The organism is Alkalibacterium sp. f15 (genome assembly GCF_049389645.1).
Lineage (GTDB): Bacteria > Bacillota > Bacilli > Lactobacillales > Carnobacteriaceae_A > Alkalibacterium.
Genome location: NZ_CP186540.1, coordinates 746276 through 768214 on the forward strand (window position 1 = coordinate 746276; position 21939 = coordinate 768214).

22 protein-coding genes are annotated in these 21939 nt (G+C 40.3%); 7 read left to right on the plus strand and 15 right to left on the minus strand.

Going from position 1 to position 21939, the window contains the following annotated elements; translation table 11 throughout:
- Positions 1–13: 13 nt before the first annotated feature.
- The 7 genes from nadE to coaA form a co-directional block, all read right to left on the minus strand.
- On the minus strand, positions 14–841 hold the full coding sequence (gene nadE / locus ACO1PF_RS03680; protein ID WP_423190492.1) for an ammonia-dependent NAD(+) synthetase: 828 nt from the start codon (positions 839–841) through the stop codon (positions 14–16).
- Between the two features lie 41 nt (positions 842–882).
- Positions 883–2367 (minus strand): nicotinate phosphoribosyltransferase, encoded by a 1485-nt coding sequence (locus ACO1PF_RS03685; protein ID WP_423190007.1) that lies wholly within the window; start codon positions 2365–2367, stop codon positions 883–885.
- A gap of 138 nt (positions 2368–2505) precedes the next feature.
- Complete coding sequence (locus ACO1PF_RS03690; protein WP_423190008.1) at positions 2506–3603, minus strand: glycosyltransferase family 4 protein; 1098 nt, start codon at positions 3601–3603, stop codon at positions 2506–2508.
- The gene (locus ACO1PF_RS03695; protein ID WP_423190009.1) at positions 3600–4340 is read right to left on the minus strand and encodes a WecB/TagA/CpsF family glycosyltransferase; all 741 of its coding nucleotides are present in this window, start codon (positions 4338–4340) and stop codon (positions 3600–3602) included. Before ACO1PF_RS03695 ends, ACO1PF_RS03690 begins: the two co-directional genes overlap by 4 nt.
- A gap of 81 nt (positions 4341–4421) precedes the next feature.
- On the minus strand, positions 4422–5414 hold the full coding sequence (locus ACO1PF_RS03700; protein WP_423190010.1) for a sensor domain-containing diguanylate cyclase: 993 nt from the start codon (positions 5412–5414) through the stop codon (positions 4422–4424).
- Between the two features lie 138 nt (positions 5415–5552).
- Positions 5553–5849 (minus strand): DUF3221 domain-containing protein, encoded by a 297-nt coding sequence (locus tag ACO1PF_RS03705; RefSeq protein ID WP_423190011.1) that lies wholly within the window; start codon positions 5847–5849, stop codon positions 5553–5555.
- Between the two features lie 19 nt (positions 5850–5868).
- Complete coding sequence (gene coaA / locus ACO1PF_RS03710; protein ID WP_423190012.1) at positions 5869–6792, minus strand: type I pantothenate kinase; 924 nt, start codon at positions 6790–6792, stop codon at positions 5869–5871.
- Positions 6793–7016: 224 nt separating this feature from the next.
- Here coaA and mvk point away from each other — a divergent pair, with 224 nt between their 5' ends.
- From mvk to ACO1PF_RS03735, 5 genes are read left to right on the plus strand one after another with little or no spacing between them, the layout of a single operon-like run.
- The gene (gene mvk, locus ACO1PF_RS03715; protein ID WP_423190013.1) at positions 7017–7970 is read left to right on the plus strand and encodes a mevalonate kinase; all 954 of its coding nucleotides are present in this window, start codon (positions 7017–7019) and stop codon (positions 7968–7970) included.
- A complete protein-coding gene (gene mvaD, locus ACO1PF_RS03720) occupies positions 7957–8943 on the plus strand; it encodes a diphosphomevalonate decarboxylase (protein ID WP_423190493.1) in 987 nt (328 codons plus the stop codon). Before mvk ends, mvaD begins: the two co-directional genes overlap by 14 nt.
- 20 nt (positions 8944–8963) lie before the next feature.
- Entirely contained in the window at positions 8964–10043 is a 1080-nt protein-coding gene (locus ACO1PF_RS03725; protein WP_423190014.1) for a phosphomevalonate kinase, read from the plus strand.
- Positions 10044–10060: 17 nt separating this feature from the next.
- The gene (gene fni, locus ACO1PF_RS03730; protein WP_423190015.1) at positions 10061–11122 is read left to right on the plus strand and encodes a type 2 isopentenyl-diphosphate Delta-isomerase; all 1062 of its coding nucleotides are present in this window, start codon (positions 10061–10063) and stop codon (positions 11120–11122) included.
- Between the two features lie 39 nt (positions 11123–11161).
- A complete protein-coding gene (locus ACO1PF_RS03735; RefSeq protein ID WP_423190016.1) occupies positions 11162–11665 on the plus strand; it encodes a hypothetical protein in 504 nt (167 codons plus the stop codon).
- A gap of 79 nt (positions 11666–11744) precedes the next feature.
- Here the strand turns inward: ACO1PF_RS03735 and ACO1PF_RS03740 are convergent, their stop codons facing one another.
- From ACO1PF_RS03740 to ACO1PF_RS03750, 3 genes are all read right to left on the minus strand, one after another.
- Positions 11745–12065: an AzlD domain-containing protein gene (locus ACO1PF_RS03740; protein ID WP_423190017.1), complete on the minus strand. Its 321-nt coding sequence runs from the start codon at positions 12063–12065 to the stop codon at positions 11745–11747.
- Positions 12058–12759, minus strand: a complete 702-nt coding sequence (locus tag ACO1PF_RS03745; protein ID WP_423190018.1) for an AzlC family ABC transporter permease — start codon at positions 12757–12759, stop codon at positions 12058–12060. The genes ACO1PF_RS03740 and ACO1PF_RS03745 overlap by 8 nt, the downstream gene beginning before the upstream one ends.
- A gap of 138 nt (positions 12760–12897) precedes the next feature.
- Positions 12898–14199: a pyrimidine-nucleoside phosphorylase gene (locus tag ACO1PF_RS03750; protein ID WP_423190019.1), complete on the minus strand. Its 1302-nt coding sequence runs from the start codon at positions 14197–14199 to the stop codon at positions 12898–12900.
- Between the two features lie 186 nt (positions 14200–14385).
- On the opposite strand from ACO1PF_RS03750, the gene ACO1PF_RS03755 reads away from it, so the two are divergent.
- Complete coding sequence (locus tag ACO1PF_RS03755) at positions 14386–15579, plus strand: glycine C-acetyltransferase (RefSeq protein WP_423190020.1); 1194 nt, start codon at positions 14386–14388, stop codon at positions 15577–15579.
- Positions 15580–15674: 95 nt separating this feature from the next.
- The gene (locus ACO1PF_RS03760) at positions 15675–16625 is read left to right on the plus strand and encodes an L-threonine 3-dehydrogenase (protein WP_423190021.1); all 951 of its coding nucleotides are present in this window, start codon (positions 15675–15677) and stop codon (positions 16623–16625) included.
- A gap of 672 nt (positions 16626–17297) precedes the next feature.
- On the opposite strand, the gene rpiA is transcribed toward ACO1PF_RS03760, so the two are convergent.
- The 5 genes from rpiA to ACO1PF_RS03785 all read right to left on the minus strand — a co-directional run bounded on the left by rpiA (position 17298) and on the right by ACO1PF_RS03785 (position 21879).
- Entirely contained in the window at positions 17298–17975 is a 678-nt protein-coding gene (gene rpiA, locus ACO1PF_RS03765; RefSeq protein ID WP_423190022.1) for a ribose-5-phosphate isomerase RpiA, read from the minus strand.
- Between the two features lie 89 nt (positions 17976–18064).
- Positions 18065–19132, minus strand: coding sequence for an ABC transporter substrate-binding protein (locus tag ACO1PF_RS03770; RefSeq protein WP_423190023.1), 1068 nt, complete (start codon positions 19130–19132; stop codon positions 18065–18067).
- Entirely contained in the window at positions 19132–19962 is an 831-nt protein-coding gene (locus ACO1PF_RS03775) for an ABC transporter permease (protein ID WP_423190494.1), read from the minus strand. The genes ACO1PF_RS03770 and ACO1PF_RS03775 overlap by 1 nt, the downstream gene beginning before the upstream one ends.
- Positions 19962–20771, minus strand: a complete 810-nt coding sequence (locus ACO1PF_RS03780) for an ABC transporter permease (protein ID WP_423190024.1) — start codon at positions 20769–20771, stop codon at positions 19962–19964. The genes ACO1PF_RS03775 and ACO1PF_RS03780 overlap by 1 nt, the downstream gene beginning before the upstream one ends.
- Positions 20764–21879: an ABC transporter ATP-binding protein gene (locus ACO1PF_RS03785; RefSeq protein ID WP_423190495.1), complete on the minus strand. Its 1116-nt coding sequence runs from the start codon at positions 21877–21879 to the stop codon at positions 20764–20766. The genes ACO1PF_RS03780 and ACO1PF_RS03785 overlap by 8 nt, the downstream gene beginning before the upstream one ends.
- Between the last annotated feature and the right edge of the window lie 60 nt (positions 21880–21939).

A 21939-nucleotide genomic window follows, 5' to 3' on the forward strand; every position in this document is an offset into this window, starting at 1 on the left:
AGTGATGTTGCGTCTACTTCCAGAAATCGTCAAAGATCGTAACTGGTAAGTGCCGCTTATGTTGTGTTTGAAGGTACCATTTCTCAATTTTTTCTGCCGATTCTTTTTCTATTTCTTTGCCTTCCAGGTAATCATCAATTTCATCATAGGTCACGCCTAAGGCAGCTTCATCTGCAATACCAGGCTTATCACTTTCCAAGTCAGCTGTTGGTACTTTTTCTATCAAGTGTTTGGGTGCACCGAGCTCTAAAAGTAATTGTTTGCCCTGTCTTTTATTCAAACGAAACAGCGGATTGACATCTGTTCCCCCATCACCATATTTCGTGTAAAAGCCTGTGACTGCTTCGGCAGCGTGATCTGTCCCTAATACAACACCCTTTGTTTCGCCGGCTATCGCATACTGGACGCTCATACGTTCACGTGCTTTTATATTTCCTTTATTAAAATCACTTAATTTTAAATCATTAGCTTCTATACTTTTTTCAGTTGCATCCACAGATGGTTTAATATCTGCACGCATCATTTTGTCTGGTTGTATCCATTCAATAGCAGCCATTGCGTCTGCTTCATCTGCTTGTATACCATAAGGCAATCTTAAAGCTATAAATAAATACGTTTGATCCCCTGTTTCTTTTCGTAATTCTTCAACAGTTATCTGAGCAAGTTTTCCCAGTAATGTAGAATCTTGTCCACCAGACATCCCTAAAACAAACGTTTTAAGAAAGGAGTGTTTCAGCATGTATGCTTTCATGAAATCGATAGATCGGCGAACTTCTTCTTTAGCATCAATGGTAGGTGAAACATTCATTTCTTCTACTATTCGTTTCTGTAAATCAGACATCATTTCCTATCTACTCTCCTTTAACATCGATATGAATCATCTTAAAAAAACGATTTATTCTTCGTTGTTTTCTCTTTTGCAATTTCTCTGAACATATTAATTGTCTCTACTTTTTCATCATATAATTTTTGTGATAAATCAACAGGATAAGGCTCTGGATTCAATAAGCGTTTATGTTCCTCCCATTGTTCTGATAAACTCTCTTTAGCATAATCCTTGATTTCTTCAAGAGAAGGCATATTGTAAACCAGTTCTCCCTCCACGATTATATCTTGTAACAGCTGACGTGCCTCAAAGTCATCTAATGTTTTGTTTATATATGTGTATTGGGGGTGGAACATAAACAATTCATCCTGCAGGTCCGGACGTTCATCAGCAAGGGCAATGTAATCTCCCTCAGGCTTCACATTATTATGCGAACGAATACGCCAAACCTGTTTTTTCCCCGGTGTGGTGATCTTAGACGCATTTGCTGTAAGTTTTAAGGTTGGATACATTGTTCCGCCGTTTCCTTCAACAGAAACAATTTTATATACTGCTCCTAATGCAGGCTGATCAAAGGCTGTAATCATTTTGGTGCCTACGCCCCACACATCGATTTTTGCTCCCTGCATCTTGAGGTTCAAAATTGTTTCCGCATTTAGATCGTTAGACACATAAATTTTTGCATCCGGGTAACCCGCTTCATCTAATTGTTGTCTTACACGTTTGGATAGATATGATAAGTCTCCAGAATCTAAGCGGACACCTAAAAAGTTGATCTTATCGCCCATTTCATTAGCTACTCGTATGGCATTGATCACACCCGAATCAAGCGTATGATAGGTGTCGACTAAGAAAACACAGTCTTTGTGTGTCTCGGCATACGCCTTAAAGGCTTCGTATTCATCTCTATAAGCTTGCACCAATGAATGGGCATGTGTCCCAGAAACGGGTATCCCAAAAATTTTACTTGCTCTCGTATTACTCGTCGCATCGCACCCGCCAATATAAGTTGCGCGTGATCCCCATATCGCTGCATCAAACTCCTGCGCTCGTCTCGCACCGAACTCCAGGACAGGGTCATCACCGGCCGCACTCTTTATTTGAGAGGCTTTGGTAGCAATGAGTGTTTGAAAATTAACAATATTAAGTAATGCTGTTTCTATTAATTGACAATCTGCAATGGGGCCTTCCACTTGAATCAAAGGTTCATTGGCGAAGGCAACTTCTCCTTCTTTAAATGCACGGACGGTTCCTTTAAATGTCCAATTCTCCAGGTACTCTAGAAAATCTTCCGGAAATTCTTTAATTTCCTTTAAGTAGTTAATATCCGATTCACTAAATTTAAGGTTTGTAATATAATCTACGACTCTTTCCAGGCCGGCAAACACTGTGTAGCCAATCCCAAAAGGATTATCCCGATAATAAACTTCGAAAACGGCCTTATTTAGGTGATTCTTTTTTTTCCAATAAGTATAAATCATATTTAATTCGTAAAAATCTGTATGCAATGCCATGCTATCATCTGCATAGGTCTGAAACATCTATTTTCCTCCTAATTATATAAAAGGTGACTCTGTAGTGAAGTATACCATAATTTGCGCTTTACCGCGTTCATTCTGTTAAAATCATCGGTGTATTTACAGCTATAAAAAACCAAAAACCCAAAATAGAAACTTGCTCTATTTCCGGTTTTTCACTATGATTTCCATATAAAATTTCTTAACTTCTTTTGCCTGTTGTTCGATTGAAAAACGTATCGCCCAGTCATGAAGGTTTTTCCCTTTTTCGCTTAATTTTTTTTTCTCCCAGAGTGAATAGGCTTGCAATAGAGCATCTTTTATTTTCTCGTTATTTTTGGGGGGAACGAGCCACCCCATACTTGCATCTTTGATCACTTCTTTAACATCTCCTACATCCGTCGCAATAGCAGGAACTTTTTCATCAGCTGCTTCAAGTAATATCATCGGAAAACCTTCGCTCAAAGAAGGAAGAACAAAGATATCCGCCTGATGAAACTCTTTCTTGATTTCAGTTGAAGGAAGCCAGCCTTTAAAGTTTAAATGCCGAGACAAATCATAGTCTCTTCCAAGTTTCTGTAAAGACTCCATTTCTTCACCATCACCACAAATTATCCATTGCCACTCTTGGAATCCAACTGTCTTTAAAACGTCCATCAAGGTAGAATAGCCTTTGATTTTATTGAGTCTGCCTACAGTAATCAAAGTAAACACCTTTGAGTGTCTCTCAGAACGCGGTTCGACTGATTCAGAAAATTTTATGCCATTATGTATGACCTTAATACGATCGCTTGAAACCCCAAAAGATTGCAACACTCCCTTAATTTCATTGGAAACGGTTATGATACCATCTGCTTTTTTAAAAGTCAGACGGTGAACTGTTTCAAACAACTTCCCTTTGATTCCTCTATCTTTAAAATCTAATAAAGGATGACTATGGACAGTCATTACCCAATAAACCTGTATAAAAGGATTCAAGAGAGCTATGAGCGTGTTTGCACGTGGTCCATGAGTGTGTAATATCGTGTAACCTTGTTCTTTAATAAAGTGCCGCAAACGGTACAATACTTTGATATCAAAGCGGTTGTTTTGTTCAAAAACATACACTGGAATGTTCTCTTTGCGTGCTGCTTTAGCTACGGGACCTTCTTCAAAGACGATCAAATCAACATCATCTTTTTTAAGTTCTTTGAGCAACGAGATGATATGTGCGAGGCCACCTCCGTATTCGTTCCCAGCATTTATATGAGCTATTTTCATATACGCTTTTCCTTCTTATTCTGTTTATAAATTTCCTGCAGAAATTTTGGCAATACGGCCATCCGTTTATACCTCGAAGGCTGTTTGATCAAACGATACAGCCATTCAATATGAAAAGATTGAACAAATTTAGGTGCACGCTTCGTCTTACCGGATAACACGTCAAAGCTCCCACCTACGCCTACTGCTATACCATGAGAAACTTGACTAAGATAGTCACTGATCCATTTTTCTTGTCTAGGAAAACCAAACGCAACAAAAACAATATCAGGATTAGTATTTTTCACTCTATCGATCATTTCCGGATCATCGTGATCGAAATACCCATGATGATAACCGACAATATTAATATGAGGCCATTTGATCTTCACCTTTTCGATTGTAAGTTCTAAAATTTCTTCTTTAGAACCAATAAAATATACGTTTTTTTCTTCTAAATCAGCGATTTCAAGCAAACCGAGCATCAACTCGAATCCGGGTACGCGTTCTTGAATAGGGGTGCCTAATCTATGAGCGGCCTTAACGATACCAATACCATCAGGTGCAATATAATCTGCCTGCATCAGCAAATCATAATAATCTTTATTATTTTTTGCATACATAACAATCTCTGGATTGGCAGTCACTAAAAACGTTTTTTGGTGTGTGTTTAGTCGTTCATTTAAGTTTTTCAGAAATTCTTTCCGAGTCATATTATCGAAGGGGATCCCTAGAATCATTACTTTTCTTTGCATCATATGTCCATCCATTCTACTAACTTTTCACTCTATTTTCTTGTTTAGAAGCCTATCTTACCGCATGCCATTCAATCTGTCTATCTAGTCTGACATCACATTGTTTTTCCCATTTTGTTTGACTTTGAATAACAAGCGATCTGCACGATTGAATAGTTCACTGACCGTTTCGTTGGGTTCATATTCGGCCACTCCTGAACTACTCGTCACATCGGCCGGTTTACTAAAGTTTCGCTTATTAAAAGATAATCTTATTTGTTCAGCGATTTTACGGGCTTCACTTTTCTTGACATCGGGTAGCACAATCAAAAATTTTCCTCCTTCAAATGTACCGGCATAATAATCCACTTGAATGGTTTCCTTTATGACCGATGCCGCTTCTTTGATCAACTCGTCACCCAATAAAGGTCCGAACAAAGAATTCTGATGTTCTAGATTATCAATATCCACTAAAATCATTGAAACAGTCTGTCGTTTTTCCTTATTGACTTCAGAAATGATTTGTCCCAGTTTAACAAGGATATTTGATCGATTAAGCAGGCCCGTCAACTTGTCTGATCTTGAAATTTGCTCCCATTCTTTATTTTCTTTGAGCAGCACCTGTTTTTCTGACTCATACTTTGTAACATCGAAAACGATACCTGTGAGAAATAAAGGTTCTCCCGTTTCGCTCCGCTGCGTTACTTTTCCACGGTCATAATAGGTTTTGTAAGAGCCATCTTTTGATTGAATACGGTATTTCACTTCCCAAACAGGAACTTTACCGGATAAATGATCTCTCATTACTTGCATTACATGATCATAATCTTCAGGGTGTAAACGATCGGTGAAAAATTGGAAATCAACACTTTCAGGTAACTCCTCTCTAATAAAACCTAAGGCTTCAGCTTTCATTGGATTGAAGGTTACTTTGTTTTCCTTTAAGTCCCAAAACCAATGGCCTAAATTACCTATCCATGAGAATTCCAATGAATCTTGTTGCTGTTGTAAATCCAGGAGTTCTTTATTTAACCGTTTTACAGCGGCTAATTCATTTTTCAACAGGTCGATTTCTTTTTGCTGATCAGCGTCCACCATATTATCGTCTCCTTTTCTTTAATTTAACACCGGTCATCGACGTTTTTATTCCGCATTCAAAGCTATTCGATTCAAAAAGACGACAGTCACAAACTTGTCATACTTAACCAGGAATATGGCTTTTTGATGGACTGAAAGTCAATTAATTCTTTCGATTTCAATGAGATTGATTTGCAAGGGAAAACTTTCCATGATAGTCCCTTCATGCGTCACTATGACTTCATCTCCTACTTCAAGATTTAAATCATCTTCAACACGGATACTCACTTCAGAACCCGATTGTCTTATTTCTTCACCTTCAGACGGCTCTACGATAACATGAGACCCTTCAACACTAATGATCGTCCCTTCAAATGTTGGATAATCTTCGCTTGTTTGGCATCCATTTAAAACAAATAAAAAAGTAAAAATAAAAACTGCAACCACTGTCTTCATTCGATTACCCCCTTATTGATTAGTGTTTTTTCAGTAATAATTGATCTATAAAATGCTCTGTTGTCTTGTGTAAAATCATGTCTGCTCTAAAACGAGTAGGTAGAATATATTCTTCTAAATTTTTCAAATTGATTGTTTTCCAAACGTTTCTCGCCATTTCGAAAGCTTCTTTTTTATCCCCAATGGCATATGGATAATAATAATTAGAAGGATCCTTGAATGCTGTTTTTAAAAGCAATCCGAACCGTTCCAAATACCAATTTTCGATTTTATGTGGCTCAGCATCGACATAAAAACTGAAATCAAAAAAATCACTCACAAAGATTTTTTCGTTTGCCGGTAATTGTAAAACATTGATACCCTCGACAATAAGAATATCTGGTTGATCGATAACCTCGAATTCATCTGGGACAATATCATATAAACGATGCGAATAAAGTGGCACCTCGATATTTCTTCGTCCACTTTTAACATCTCCCATAAAACTTATGAGACGATGCATATCATAGCTTTCAGGGAAACCTTTACGGTTGAGTATATTATTCTCTTTTAAAACTTCATTGGGAAACAAAAAACCGTCTGTAGTAATGAGGCTAACCTTTTGATCAGGATAGGCTCGCGCCATCATGGCTTGTAGAAATCGTGCCAGTGTGCTCTTTCCCACGGCCACACTTCCAGCTATCCCAATAATATAGGGATCTTTTTTTTGAGGTTTGCTTAAAAATCGTTTAATCTCGCATTGTCTTTCATGATAATGTTTGATGTACTTATTTAGTATTTCCAATATGGGTAAGTAAATTTCTTTCACGTCTGTCACTGAAACGTTATCATTCAGGGAACGCAGTGCCTCTACTTCGATGTCTGTCAACATCATTTTTTTGTTTTTATTTAATTCTTTCCATTCTTCTCGATTAATAATGTAAAAGGAATCTGATTCTTTCATGCGGTTACCTCCGCTCTCCATCGTATTTATCTTTCTTAGTTTACCAAATTCTTATCCGCTTTCACAACACTCTCTTAAGATCTGTGAAAATATAATTCTTAATTGAATTTTAAAGATAACTTGATATGATAAAATTGACGAACTCGATGTGATAGACTATGATACAAAAGATGTGGTTCAACCGTTCAAATTATATAAACAATAACTAGTAAAGAGGTTACTATATGAAGACCCTACCAGAAAAAGCTAAAGGTATTGCTCACGGAAAAATCATATTGATGGGTGAACACGCTGTTGTCTACGGCGAACCTGCTATTGCCCTACCTTTTAGGGCCACACCTGTAGAAGTCACAATAGAAAAAATACCCACACCGAATCGAATTATATCAAGTTATTATCAAGGACTACTTTGTGAAGCACCTCGATCCTTAAACAATTTAAGCATACTCATAAAAACGATCTGTAACGATTTAAATCAGTCTTCTGACCACTTATCAATTACAATAACAAGCTCTATCCCCGCTGAAAGAGGTATGGGTTCAAGCGCAGCCGTTGCTACGGCCCTCGTCCGGGCACTTTTTACTTATTATGACGAACAACTTGACGCGTCTCATCTGTTAAATTATGTCGATTTATCCGAAAAAATTGCACACGGTAATCCCAGTGGTATAGATGCTCGGGTGACAAGCAGCGATGTGCCCATCTTTTACCAGAAAGGCAGCGTCTTCGAGCCTTTCACCTTAAATATTGCCGGGTATTTGATTGCATCAGATACTGGCGTGCAAGGACAAACACGACAAACTGTCAAAGACGTTGCCGATCAGGTCAAACGTTCACCAGATCAGACCATGCCTATAATTAAACGGCTTGGACGATTGACACTACAAGCCAAGGAAGCGATAGAAAAAAATCAGGCAGTGACGCTGGGCAAGCTGATGACTCAAGCACATGAATCATTACGACAGCTAAATGTAAGCAATGATTTACTGGATCATCTCGTTGAAACTGCTCTCAGTCATGGTGCTTTAGGCGCCAAGCTAACGGGTGGCGGTCGCGGCGGTTGTATGATTGCATTGACTCGTACAAAAAAAGAGGCAGAACTCGTCTCAAATAAATTAATGGAACAGGGAGCAGTAAAAACCTGGATTCATGCGTTAGGAGCAGATAATGAAGGGTGAATGGGTACGCGCACATACGAATATTGCACTGATCAAATACTGGGGTAAAGAGAATGAAGAGTTGATTATTCCCATGAATAATTCTCTTTCTTTAACTTTGGATGCTTTCTACACAGAAACGAGAGTTATCTTTGATGAAAACTTAAAAGTAGATGAGTTATACTTAGACAACACGATACAAGATTTAGCCGCGCTGGAAAAAGTCAAAACCGTTTTAAACATAGTTCGAGAGAAAGCCGGTATCACAGCTAAAGCGAGAGTTGAAAGTTACAATCACGTTCCTACCGCAGCAGGACTAGCCTCTTCCGCATCGGGATTGGCAGCCTTGGCAGGCGCGGCAAGTTTAGCGGCAGGACTTGATTTATCCGAAAAAGAATTGTCAAAACTAGCCAGACGAGGATCCGGATCAGCTTCAAGAAGTATTTATGGCGGATTCGCTGAATGGCAAAAAGGAACGGACGACGATACCTCTTACGCGATCCCTATCGATGATGCGAATTGGGATATTGGTATGCTCTTCATTGTCGTGAATGATAAGAAAAAAGACGTATCCAGTCGTGAGGGCATGAGGAGGACCGTCAAAACGTCTCCATTTTATCAAGGTTGGCTGGACACGCTGGATGCTGATTTGAGTGCGATAAAAGAGGCGATCGATCAACAAAACATTCATGAAGTCGGTGCCATCGCTGAGCGCAATGCACTGAAAATGCACGCAACGACATTGGGAGCAAATCCTCCGTTCACCTACTGGTCGCCTGATAGCTTGAGAGCAATGGAATCAGTCAGAGACTTACGTGAACAAGGTTATTCCGTTCATTTCACTATGGATGCCGGTCCCAATGTGAAACTCATCTGCAAACAGTCTCAATTAGCAGAAATAAAAGCATACTTACTCAGAGACTTTTCAGAGAGTCAGCTTATCGAAGCAAGACCGGGACCCGGACTGCACGTCGTTTCAGAATTTAGTAAATAGTTTAATGAAAAGGTGACGATATGAAACACGCACACGCTAAAGCCCCAGGAAAATTGTATATCGCCGGAGAATATGCCGTCACTGAACCAGGATACCCTGCGGTGATTGTAGCAGTAGACCGATTCATTACTGTTTCATTGTCACCGTCTAGTAACGTTTACGGGACGATATGCTCCCCTCAACTTTCAAGTAAAACGCTGAGATGGAAACGATTGGGTCACGATCTCTTTCTAGAAGAGCCAATCGAAAAGGCAGCTATCTTATTAAATACAATGGAAATAACTGAGCGCTTTTTAAGAGAAAAAGGAATGATGCTCCCCTATTATGATGTAACAATAAAAAGTTCATTAGACAATAAAGATGGTAGGAAATATGGCTTAGGTTCAAGCGGTGCTGTAACTGTCGCAACGATCCTGGCCCTACTTGAATCAGTTGAGTATTCGCTTGACGATGAAGGAATATTCAAGCTAGCTGCGATCACTCATACGTATTTAGAAAGTCACGGCTCGCTTGGAGACCTGGCTGCAGCCACCTATACGGGCTGGATAGCATACTCTTGTGTGGATAAAAGTTGGTTGAAAGAAAAGCTGGCTGATACAAATCTCACTTCACTTCTTGAGTGTTCATGGCCCGAGTTGAAAATCGAACGGTTACCCTCGCCAAAGACTTTGAAGCTTATCGTTGGATGGACAGGGATACCGGCATCCACAGAAACTTATGTCAAGTCTATCGAACAGGACCGTGAAGAACTAAACTATCAGGATTTTTTACTTCAAAGCAAAAAATGTGTATCAGACTTAATTGTCGGGTTAAAAATAAATGACACGCAACAAGTATTTGACTCTATCCGTTACAACCGAGAATTATTGCTTGAAATGAGTCGTGCAAAAGAAATAGTCATAGAGACCCCTTTACTTCAGAGGCTTACCCGTATCGCTTTAAAATATGGCGCTGCTTCTAAAACGTCTGGTGCCGGAGGCGGAGACTGCGGCATTGCCTTGATCGATTCAAGTGTTAAGCAAAGACAGATACTAACAGAATGGCAGGCAAATAAAATCGAACCGCTTTCCCTGAACGTGTACGATAAATCTAATCAATAAAATCTGGAGTGTGCTTTATGCCGAAAACCAATAACCGTAAAAATGAACATGTCTCATTATCAGAAAAATTTTATGATCAGGGTCATTCTTCGTTTAATGATATAAAATTCGTTCATCACTCTTTTCCACGACGCGATGTCTTGGATATAAATCTTTCTGTCTCTTTAGATAATCTGCAATTCTCCTCCCCTTTCTTCATCAATGCCATGTCCGGCGGGAGTGAATGGACCGGCAAAGTTAACGAAAAACTAGCTACCATCGCCCGAGAGACAGATTTGGCGATGGCTACTGGCTCAGTCAGCGCTGCCCTTAAAGATCCTTCTCAAGCCGGTTCTTTTAAAATTGTTCGACAGACGAACCCTCATGGTCTCGTTTTCGCTAACTTAGGTGCCGGACATGGTTTAGAGAACGCCAAACGCGCTGTTGACTTACTCGGTGCAGATGCCCTTCAGATTCATTTAAATGCACCTCAGGAAATCGTTATGCCGGAAGGTGACCGTGAATTTTCAAACTGGATAGAGAATCTTCAATCTATAGTTAATGGCTTACCTTTACCGGTCATTGTTAAAGAAGTAGGCTTCGGCATGTCTAGAGAAACAGTGGCCCTGCTCGAATCTATTGGTGTAAAGCTTATCGATATTTCCGGAAAAGGCGGAACAAACTTTGCTCGAATAGAAAATTATCGCAGAAAAGACTTCAAGCTGGATGATTTTGAAGAATGGGGGCAATCCACCGTCGTCTCTCTTCTTGAAGCACAAGAAAGTGTCAAATCGGCTTCGATCATTGCTTCTGGAGGTATCAGACGCCCGATGGAAATCGTCAAGTCATTAGCGCTTGGCGCTTCGATCAACGGCCTTTCGAGTCAAATCATGCATATGGCACTGGACGATGTAGATGAGGCTATTCTGACCATTAATCATTGGAAAGAAGAAATCAAACGGATCATGACTTTACTCGGGGCGGAATCTATCGATGACTTAAGAAAGACGGATATAATCATTTCAGGAGCTACTGCAGACTGGTGTGAAGCTAGAAACATTGACAAATCGCGCTACGCTTTTCGTTCTAAAACTCTTTGAAAACTAGCTAGATCTAATTCCAACTGAAGAAGGTGGCGTATGAATCATTCAAATTCAACACATGTATTGTTTAACTACGCCTGGGTCCCTTTATATATACTTATCCAGTTAACTTGGGGCTTTTTCCAGACGTTATTGGGATTCTTCCTGTTCCTATTTCATTTCAAGGCACCCCATGATTTTTATCATGGAAGTATCCGGACCAAATGGTCATCATTTAATGGGATATCTCTCGGTTTATTTATCTTCACGCCTAATGAGGGTGAAGAGGTATTACTTATACGAACGCAAAACAATAAAAAACGTTTAAAGGAACAGTGTGACAGGCTATCAGTTCACGAGTATGGACATACTTATCAGTCTCTACTACTCGGTCCCTTTTATCTTATAGTCATTGGCATTGTTTCCTGGTCTTGGGCACGAATGAAAAGGTATAAGACTTTGAGAAAAAAATACGGTGTGCCTTATTCATTCTGCTGGACAGAAGAATGGGCCAACGCTTTAGGCGAAAAGATCTTAAAAGAACCCTCTATTCATCATTAAATTCAAAAAAACAGTCATGATTAACCTCATGACTGTTTTTTGTTTCTATTAAGCTTTATTCAGTTTGATAGCTCTCTTTTTACAACATCCAAAACAACGTCATTGAAAGAACGCCTGTTAGCATGGACCAGAGCAAACTTTTCGTTTTGTAGGCTACGATCAAGACGAGCACAGATGGAATAAGTTTAATATTAGTAAACGGTTGTAACGAAAAGGAATCTTCCCAAAAGAATATATCCGAAGCTACTAAAGATGCAAAGATCGAAACAGGGATATATGACATCCAGCGACTGAATGACGGAGAGATTTCTTTTTTACTCAAAAGTAAGATCGGCAGAAACCTCGGAATATAAGTGACTATCGCCATTCCTAAGATCAGCACCCATGTTTGACTAGTCATTGACCCTCACTCCTTTTACCACTGTTCTCTTTTCTAAATAATAACCAACAAAAGACGCAATGATCGTCGCTAAAACCAAAGCGATATTGTGTTTAAGCAGTAAAGTGAACAAGACGGACAGCACGACAGCAACGATGCCGGCGATAATATGTTCTTTTGAAACGAACTGCAGCACCATCATGCATAAAAACATCGCAATCAAAGCGTAATTCATGATCAGTGTGTCAATGGAAACCTGACTGCCAATAACACCACCTAACACCGTACTCACTACCCAGGCGGAATAATTGAAAAGATTGGTGACCAGTGCTTCATTGGTCGTCCAGTCATCTTTTTGAAACTTGGAGTAATTGATCCCGAATGATTCATCAGATAGCGTATGACTGAACACACTTAAATAGCTCAGTGGTTTCCTTTTGACATATTTGGAAATACTTGCCGACATCAAAATATGTCTTAAGTTCAAGAAGAAGACCATCAATATGATTGAAGGAACTGTTGCGCCTAAGGCTACCATGCTTCCTGCTAAAAATTGAGCAGCTCCCGCATATACGAGACTACTCATGAGAAAGATAGCTAAGACATTAAACCCGGCATCATATAAAACAATGCCACAGGCGAGACCCAAGGCAAGATAACTAACCATGATCGGCATACTCGCCTTCATGCCACTAAGTACGGATTCATTTTTCATCTATCTTTCTCCTTTCTGTGTTTTTCGAAAAATAGTTGTCACGTTAGTATAGCACACCTTTATCTCCAAATATAAAAGAGAAGCGCCAGATACCGAACGTATCCAACCGCTTCTCTTTTGTGTTTTTTGTCGTTTCTATTATTGAATAATTTCATGTATCAGTGTTGGTATTTCAGCTGATTCTGCCACTTTGATGTTGTTCAAGATTTTAGTTATTACTTCTTCTTTGATCTCTTTGTTGGAATAAACCGTCACTAACGCTTCATCTTTTTCGACAGCATCTCCAATTTTTTTGTGCATATATATCCCAGCAGCTAAATCAATGTCACTTTCTTTTGTTTCACGTCCAGCCCCCAGCATCATTGCAGCGATACCGATCTGATCAGCAACGATTTCAGAAACTTTACCGGATTCTTTAGCCAAAACATCTTGTGAATACTTAGCTTTCGGTAAAACGCCTTCTGGATCATCAGCAACTGTAGCGTCGCCCCCTTGTGCATCCACAAAGGTTTTGAACACTTCTAATGCTTTGCCGTTGTGCAAGTTCTCTTCGAGTTTAGCGCGTGCCTCTTCCAGAGAAGAACCAACACCACCTAAATAAGCCATTTGACTCCCCAAAACCAAGCAAAGTTCCGTTAAATCTGCGGGTCCATTCCCTTTAAGCGTATCGATCGCTTCTTTCACTTCCAGGCCGTTACCAATTGCATTACCAAGTGGCTGGCTCATATCAGAAATAACCGCCATAGTGTTTCTTCCAACAGCTTCACCAATATTTACCATTGTTTCAGCCAATTCTTTCGCTTGTTCAACGTTCTTCATAAAGGCACCGGCACCTATTTTAACATCTAATACAATGGCATCCGCACCGGCGGCTATTTTTTTACTCATAATCGAGCTTGCTATCAATGGAATCGATTCTACCGTACCCGTTACATCACGTAAGGCATACAGCTTTTTATCTGCGGGAGTTAAATTACCCGATTGTCCCACGACAGCTACTTTGTTCTTGTTGACTAATTCGACAAATCTTTCTTGAGAGACTTCCACGTTAAATCCTGGAATGGCCTCTAATTTATCGATTGTCCCACCCGTATGACCCAGTCCACGTCCACTCATTTTTGCAAAAGGTACGCCGACACTGGCAACTAATGGTGCTAAAATCAGTGTTGTTGTATCCCCTACACCACCGGTTGAGTGTTTATCCACTTTGACTCCTTCTATGGAAGATAAATCAATTTGTTCCCCTGATTCAACAATAGCCATAGTCAAAGCGCTGCGTTCCTCATTGTTCATGCCATTAAAGTAAATGGCCATTGCCATCGCACTCATTTGGTAATCAGGAATAGCTTCTGACGTATAGTTTGTTATCATCCACTTAATCTCATTCTCTGTTAAAGCTTGGTCATGTTGTTTTTTATCAATCAAATCGATCATTCTCATCAGTTTTCCACTCCAGTTCTAGTTAGTTATATAGATTAGTTTAGCATAAATTCTTGAAATAAGAAGGTAATTTAACTAAGAGACGATAAGAATCTTCCAATAAACCAGAGGATTACTATACGATTTTTTAAAAGAGTGGTAAAATTAACATGAGAATTTTGAACACATTACAAAAGGAGAGATTTCATGACTAGTCAAAAATTGAATACCTTTTTAGAAGAAAATTTGAAAGAACTCAAAGATAACGGTCTTTATAACGAAATAGATGTCCTTGAAGGACCTAACGGCGCAGAAATCATGATCAACGGAAAAAAACTGATCAATATGTCTTCCAATAACTATCTAGGTTTTGCGAATGACGAACGCCTAAAAGCTAAGGCCATCGAAGCTACAGAAGTATTTGGTGTCGGAGCTGGTGCAGTTCGTACCATTAACGGAACACAAACGATCCACGAGGAACTAGAAACCAAAATCGCTGAATTCAAGCACACCGAAGCCGCCGTTGCTTTCCAATCTGGATTCAACTGTAATATGGGTGCTATTTCAGCTGTCATGAACAAAAATGACGCTATCTTGTCAGACGAGCTCAACCACGCTTCAATCATTGACGGCTGTCGTCTGTCAGGCGCTAAAGTTATTCGTGTGAACCACCAGGATATGGATGATTTACGCGCCAAAGCAAAAGCTGCCACAGAAAGTGGTCTATACGAAAAAGTAATGTACATTACTGATGGTGTCTTCTCAATGGATGGCGATGTCGCTAATCTTCCGGATATTGTAAAAATTGCCGAAGAATTTGATTTGATCACCTATGTCGACGATGCCCACGGGTCAGGCGTTATGGGCAAAGGGGCTGGAACAGTCAAACATTTTGGTTTGCAAGACAAAATCGATTTCCAAATGGGTACCTTGTCTAAAGCTGTTGGTGTTGTCGGTGGTTACGTTGCCGGAACACAAAATCTCATCGACTGGTTGAAAGTCCGTGCGCGTCCATTTTTATTCTCAACGTCACTTACACCTGGCGCTTGTGCTGCATGTATCGAAGCCATCGATATCATGTCTAGCTCCACCGAAGAGAACGAGCGTCTGTGGGAAAATGGACACTACCTTAAAGAAGGACTAAAAAAGTTAGGCTTTAATATCGGTAATTCAGAAACACCGATCACCCCGTGCATTATCGGTGAAGAAAAACTGACTCAGAGCTTTTCTAAACGTCTTACTGAAGAAGGCGTTTATGCTAAATCGATCGTCTTCCCTACTGTACCACGTGGTAAGGGTCGTGTGAGAAATATGCCTAGTGCTGCTCACACCAAAGATCATTTAGATAAAGTGTTGGAAACATACGAAAAAGTCGGGAAAGAATTAAGCGTCATCAGCTAACTTAACAACGAAGAAAGAAAGAGAAATGAACGCATCTGTTCTTTCTCTTTCTTCTCGTATTTTTTAAAAATTTGAAACTGTCGGAGGATTTTTTTGTGAAGAAAATTATAATTACTGGAGCTTTAGGACAAATCGGTTCTGAGCTGACTATGAAACTGAGAGAATTATACGGAAAAGATAATGTTGTAGCAACAGATATCAGAGAACCCAAAGATTCCAAAGTCGTAACTGATGGCATCTTCGAACAACTTGATGTCACTGATGCCGATCGCATGAAAGCATTGGTCGAAAAATATGAAGTGGATACCTTTATCCATCTGGCTGCCTTACTTTCAGCCGTTGCTGAAGCAAAACCGAAACTTGCCTGGGATTTGAATATGGGTGGATTACTTAATGCTTTAGAAATAGCCCGTGAACATAACTTGAAATTTTTCACCCCAAGTTCTATCGGCGCATTTGGTCCCGAAACACCCAAAAACCAGACCCCTCAAGTCACCATCCAACGTCCGACGACGATGTACGGTGTAACGAAAGTAAGTGGCGAATTGCTCGGCGATTACTACTTCCAAAAATTTGGTGTGGATACCCGCAGTGTTCGCTTCCCTGGATTGATTTCTCATGAAACTTTACCAGGCGGTGGGACAACTGATTATGCCGTGGATATTTATTTTGAAGCGTCGAAAAATAATACCTATACTTCTTTCATAGCTAAAGGGACCTACATGGACATGATGTATATGACCGACGCTGTTGATTTAATAATTCAATTGATGGAAGCCCCAAGTGAGCAGCTTAAATATCGCAACGCCTATAACGTCAGCGCGATGAGTGTGGCACCCGAAGATATTGAGCGTGAAATTCAAAAACACCTTCCAGAGTTCAAACTGAGCTATGAGGTAGATCCAGTCAGACAAGCTATCGCTGAATCATGGCCAAACGCCATTGATACAAGTGCCGCTCAAGAAGAATGGGGATTCTCACCTCGATTTGATTTAGAAAAAATGACGACAGACATGTTGCAACAGTTGAATAACAAAGAGATTTAATTATATCGATTTAGAAAGACTATTTTTACTTATGAGAGATTTTTTCTCCATATGTCGAAATAGTCTTTTTTAATGAGGTGGAAGGTGGCTGAACGCCACCTTCTAACCACTTGATGAGGGCTGTTTTTTGTGTCTGTGTTCGTTGAGTGTTTTAGTTGCTGCTCAGTGTGCACAAACTTTTAATTCTCTGCTAGAAGCCCTTCTAACGGTCACTCGGTGGCCTGATCTTTTTTGAGTTAATGCTATAAGTCTTTATAACCACAACTCTGAGTCCTCATCTTTTTTGAGTTAATGCTATATGCCCTTATAATCGCAACTCTGAGTCCTCATCCTTTTTGAGTTGATGCTATACGCCCTTATAACCGCAACTCTGAGTCCTCACCTTTTTTGAGTTAATGCTATACGCCCTTATAACCACAACTCTGAGTCCTCATCCTTTTTGAGTTAATGCTATACGCCTTTATAACCGCAACTCCGAGTCCTCATCCTTTTTGAGTTAATGCTATACGCCCTTATAACCGCAACTCTGAGTCCTCATCCTTTTTGAGTTAATGCTATACTACTCGAACCGGTAATAGTAATCCCCTCCTTCAAAAATTCAATTCGAATAATCAGAAAAAAGACAAGAAGATAAGTTACTCTTCTTGTCTTTTTTTCTAAAATGTTATTGTTTTAACGACTGACGTCTTTCACAACAGGACCGTCTTCAGTTCCGACAATCACTTTCGTTACACAGTCTAAAAACAGGCCGTGTTCCACAACTCCTGTTAGCGAATCTAACCAGGCGGCAATTTCATGAGGATTTTCAATTTGCTCTAAATGCAAGTCGATAATATAGTTTCCAGAATCGGTTAAATATAAGTCATCCTTATCGTCTTTTCTAAAGCTTGGGTCCATTTCCTTTTCTTCAAATAAACGGAAGACTTGTTGGCAGCCAAACTTAACGACTTCAACTGGTAATGGAAAAGCACCGAGTTTATGAACGAGCTTGCTGTCATCCACTATCCAAATCACTTCTTTGGAGTGGTTTGCTACCATCTTTTCAAACAAATGAGCGCCGCCACCACCTTTGATACCCTGATAGTCATCAGAAATTTCATCGGCTCCGTCTATGGTGACATCGATGGATTCAACTTCATTGATATCTTTCAAAGGAATACCTAATTCTTTCGCCTGAGCTGCTGTTCTGTGCGACGTAGTTACTCCGGTAATGACTAATCCCTCTTCTTTCACACGTTTACCGATTGCTTCAACCATATAGTAGGCAGTAGAACCTGTTCCCAAACCTACGACCATTCCATCTTTCACGAATTCCGCAGCTTTATATCCAACCATTTCTTTCAAATTCATACTTGATAACTCCTTTACTAATGTCTTCTTAAAATTATTATAGCATAGTAAAAGTGAGAACACAGTCTGTATCCTCACTTCGAATCATCTTATTTCAACATTTTAAATTCCAAAAACAGATCATTATAGACACCAGTATACTCCAGTCCCAAGTCTTCATACACTTCCAAGTTGTCAATCATTTCCTGGCTTGGGTAGAACTGTTCATCTTGAGTTGTTTCCTCCGGTAAATACTGCATCGCTGTTTTGTTGGGGGTGCTGTAACCGATATAGTCAGCGTTTTGAGCCGCTACTTCGGGATCTAGCATAAAGTTGATAAAAGCATAGGCTGCTGCTTCATTTTGAACAGTATGAGGAATGACCATGTTATCAAACCACAAGTTGGATCCCTCTTCCGGCAGGACATAGACAATGGCTTCATTTTCCCACATCATATCCGCTGCTTCACCTGAATAAGTGACAGCCAGTGCGGCTTCTTCCTGTATCATAAACATTTTTATTTCATCGGCGACCAGAGCTTTTATATTCGGTGCCAAAGAAACAAGTTTGTCTGCTGCGGTTTCCAATTCGTCTATATCTTTAGAGTTCAAAGAATAGCCCGAGGTCTGTAAGCCAATACCGATGACTTCTCTTGCCCCGTCGATCATCAGGATACTGTTTTCATACTTAGGATCATACAGGTCTTCCCAGCTGGTCGGTGCCTTTTCCAGCAATTCTTCATTATAGGCAATGCCCAGTGTTCCCCAGAAATAAGGGATAGAGTACTGATTTCCCGGATCAAAATTCAAGTCAAGAAATTCCTCATCGATATGTTCCAATCCCTCTATTTTTGTATGATCAAGCGGGACGACCAACGCTTCCTCCATCAGGCGTTCGATCATGTATTCACTCGGAACAATCAGGTCATAACCCGTACCGCCCTGTTTCACTTTTGTGTACATGGCTTCATTCGAGTCAAAGGTTTCATAAATCACCTGGTATCCAGTTTCTTCTTCAAAACGATCCAGCAGTTCCGGATCGATATAATCTCCCCAGTTGTATAAATGAAACACATCGGCACCACTCGTTCCTTCTGCCCGCTCGATGAGTAGTTTACTATAATACAGACCACTTGCAAGCACTATGACAAGCAGTGAAAAAATAGTGAGTTTTTTCATTACATGATCACCGCCTTTTCATGATTCGTCTGATCCATAGCGGGTGTTTTCTTTTTCGTTCGTTGCTGCTGCTGGATAAAATAGTACCCGACAACAATTGCCATGGCGACTAAAAATAAAATCGTACTGAGTGCATTGATCTCCAAACTCACGCCTTGACGGGCACGTGAATAGATTTCTACGGACAAGGTGGCAAACCCATTTCCGGTCACAAAAAACGTTACCGCAAAATCATCGATGGAATAGGTAAAGGCCATGAAAAAGCCAGCCAAAATCCCTGAACTGATACTGGGCAATATGATTTCTTTGAGGACCTGCCACTGATTCGCACCTAAATCTCTAGCCGCCATAATCATATTGGCATTCATCTCCTCTAGCCTAGGAAGTACCATCAATACGACAATCGGTATACTGAACGCGATGTGTGAGAACAATACGGAATAGAAGCCTAGCCTGAAACCGACGACTGTGAACAAGAGTAAGAAACTAGCTCCAATGATAACGTCTGGTGAGACGAGTAGAATGTTGTTCAAGCTCAAGAGCAGGCCTTGTGTGCGCCTTTTGCGCGAATAATAAATACCAATGGCACCAAACGTACCGACTGCAGTCGCAACTAATGCCGACAACAAAGCCACTCGAACCGTGTCCAGAGCAATCGTGAGTAAACGCGTATCTTCTGCGAGCGCTCTGTAGTGCTCCAAGGTAAAGCCGTCGAATTGATTCATTGTCCCGGCTGCGTTAAACGAATAGTAAATTAAGTAACCTATAGGTAAATATAATAAGATAAAGACGACAATCAAATATAGTGAAGACCATTTGATGCTTTTGATCATTGACGAACGACCCCTTTCCTGCGTTTACCCGTCAAAGCCATGACTGCAAACATGATCACAATCAGAACGATACCCATCGTTGAACCCATACCCCAGTTTTGAGTCACTAGGAAGTGTTGTTCAATAGCCGTTCCCAGCGTCATCACTCGGTTCCCGGCAATAAGTCGGGTAAGCATGAAAAGAGACAAGGATGGAATAAAAACCGCTTGAATCCCACTTTTCACTCCTGAAAACGAAAGGGGTAAAATAACGGACCGGAATGTCTGCCACTCATTTGCGCCTAAGTCTCGACTCGCTAAAGTCATCGACTGATCGATGTCATCAATGGCGTTGAAAATAGGTAGCAACATAAACGGTATCTCAATATATGTGGCAACAATCAAAAAGCCTAAACGGGTAAACAAGAGCGGTTGTGCCCCTATCCCCATGAAAGCCAATAACTGATTGACCATACCAGTTTGGCTGAGTATCCCTATAAACGCGTATGCTTTAAGTAAAATGTTCACCCATGTCGGTAAGATCATCACGAGCAACCATAACTGTTTATGTTTTGTTTTGGTGAGAAAATAGGCGGCCGGATAACTGATGAGCAAGGTCGATACCGTAATCAAAAAAGCATACAAAAAAGACTGAGCCGTCATCGATAAATAGACAGGTGATGTAAAATAATTTTCAATATTAGCTAAGGTAAATGAGCCATCTAAATCTCTAAATGCTTGAAAAAACAAAAGAAGGACAGGAATGATCACAAACAAGCCGATCCATAGATAATACGGGACAGACAGTAATTTACGCTGTTTACTCATCCACACCGACCCCTTTATCTGGAGACGAAAAATGTTCAATGCGCTCATCGAAATCTTCCTCAGTTTCACCCAGTCGCATAATATGGATGTCCTCAGGTTGAAACTTCAGCCCGACAACTTTCCCGGGTTCTGACCTCCTAGTAGAGTGGATCATCCATTCGTTACCATCCAGGTCGTATCCGATTATTTCATAATGCACACCTCTAAACAATTGCGTGTCCACAGTTAACTGAATATCTCCTGTAATGGCCTCAGTTAAGACTAAATCTTCGGGCCGGATAACCACCTCTACTTTTTCGCCTAACCGCATCCCACCGTCTACACATGCAAACTCTTTCCCTGCGAAAGAAACGATATAATCAGAGACCATCCGACCTTCAACGATATTACTTTCACCAATAAAATCAGCCACATAACGGTTGATCGGTTCATCGTAAATATCCATAGGTGAACCCGTTTGAACGATTTCACCGTCTTTCATGACCATGATCTCGTCACTCATGGCCAAGGCTTCTTCCTGGTCATGCGTCACAAATAAGAAGGTAATGCCCAGACGGCTTTGTAGTTCACGGAGTTCATACTGCATTTCGGTACGTAATTTCAAATCTAATGCTGAAAGTGGTTCATCAAGAAGCAGGACATCCGGTTCATTGACGATCGCGCGTGCAATCGCTACCCGCTGTTTCTGTCCACCAGACATTTCACTTATTTCTCTTTTCTCATAACCGATCAACCGCACTAAACGCAAAGCTGTCTTGACTTTCTCTTCCATTTCTTTTTTATTTAATTTTTTCATTTTCAGACCAAATGCCACATTTTCAAATACGTTCATATGTGGGAATAAAGCATAATCCTGAAACACGGTGTTCACTTTCCGCTTGTTTGGAGGCGTATCCGTTGCCAGTTCACCATTCAAGTTGACTATACCTGACGTAGGGGTAGTGAAACCAGCGATAATATTAAGTATCGTTGATTTCCCGCAGCCAGAAGGACCCAACAAGGTATAGAACTTGCCTTTCTCCAAATCAAAAGTAATATTTTTCAGTACGCTTTCTTCTTCATATTTTTTTTCGACTTGTTTGAAGGAAACAATGATTTCTTCTGTCAACAAAAAACACCCCTTTATAACCGATTTTATACAACATTTTTATTATAGCGGTTGAGGGGT

Bases quoted from the DNA above. Each gene is read 5' to 3' on its own strand.
- nadE (WP_423190492.1), bottom strand. From the start codon at position 841: ATGTCTGATTTACAGAAACGAATAGTAGAAGAAATGAATGTTTCACCT.
- ACO1PF_RS03685 (WP_423190007.1), bottom strand. From the start codon at position 2,367: ATGTTTCAGACCTATGCAGATGATAGCATGGCATTGCATACAGATTTT.
- ACO1PF_RS03690 (WP_423190008.1), bottom strand. From the start codon at position 3,603: ATGAAAATAGCTCATATAAATGCTGGGAACGAATACGGAGGTGGCCTC.
- ACO1PF_RS03695 (WP_423190009.1), bottom strand. From the start codon at position 4,340: ATGATGCAAAGAAAAGTAATGATTCTAGGGATCCCCTTCGATAATATG.
- ACO1PF_RS03700 (WP_423190010.1), bottom strand. From the start codon at position 5,414: ATGGTGGACGCTGATCAGCAAAAAGAAATCGACCTGTTGAAAAATGAA.
- ACO1PF_RS03705 (WP_423190011.1), bottom strand. From the start codon at position 5,849: ATGAAGACAGTGGTTGCAGTTTTTATTTTTACTTTTTTATTTGTTTTA.
- coaA (WP_423190012.1), bottom strand. From the start codon at position 6,792: ATGAAAGAATCAGATTCCTTTTACATTATTAATCGAGAAGAATGGAAA.
- mvk (WP_423190013.1), top strand. From the start codon at position 7,017: ATGAAGACCCTACCAGAAAAAGCTAAAGGTATTGCTCACGGAAAAATC.
- ACO1PF_RS03725 (WP_423190014.1), top strand. From the start codon at position 8,964: ATGAAACACGCACACGCTAAAGCCCCAGGAAAATTGTATATCGCCGGA.
- fni (WP_423190015.1), top strand. From the start codon at position 10,061: ATGCCGAAAACCAATAACCGTAAAAATGAACATGTCTCATTATCAGAA.
- ACO1PF_RS03735 (WP_423190016.1), top strand. From the start codon at position 11,162: ATGAATCATTCAAATTCAACACATGTATTGTTTAACTACGCCTGGGTC.
- ACO1PF_RS03740 (WP_423190017.1), bottom strand. From the start codon at position 12,065: ATGACTAGTCAAACATGGGTGCTGATCTTAGGAATGGCGATAGTCACT.
- ACO1PF_RS03745 (WP_423190018.1), bottom strand. From the start codon at position 12,759: ATGAAAAATGAATCCGTACTTAGTGGCATGAAGGCGAGTATGCCGATC.
- ACO1PF_RS03750 (WP_423190019.1), bottom strand. From the start codon at position 14,199: ATGAGAATGATCGATTTGATTGATAAAAAACAACATGACCAAGCTTTA.
- ACO1PF_RS03755 (WP_423190020.1), top strand. From the start codon at position 14,386: ATGACTAGTCAAAAATTGAATACCTTTTTAGAAGAAAATTTGAAAGAA.
- rpiA (WP_423190022.1), bottom strand. From the start codon at position 17,975: ATGAATTTGAAAGAAATGGTTGGATATAAAGCTGCGGAATTCGTGAAA.
- ACO1PF_RS03770 (WP_423190023.1), bottom strand. From the start codon at position 19,132: ATGAAAAAACTCACTATTTTTTCACTGCTTGTCATAGTGCTTGCAAGT.
- ACO1PF_RS03780 (WP_423190024.1), bottom strand. From the start codon at position 20,771: ATGAGTAAACAGCGTAAATTACTGTCTGTCCCGTATTATCTATGGATC.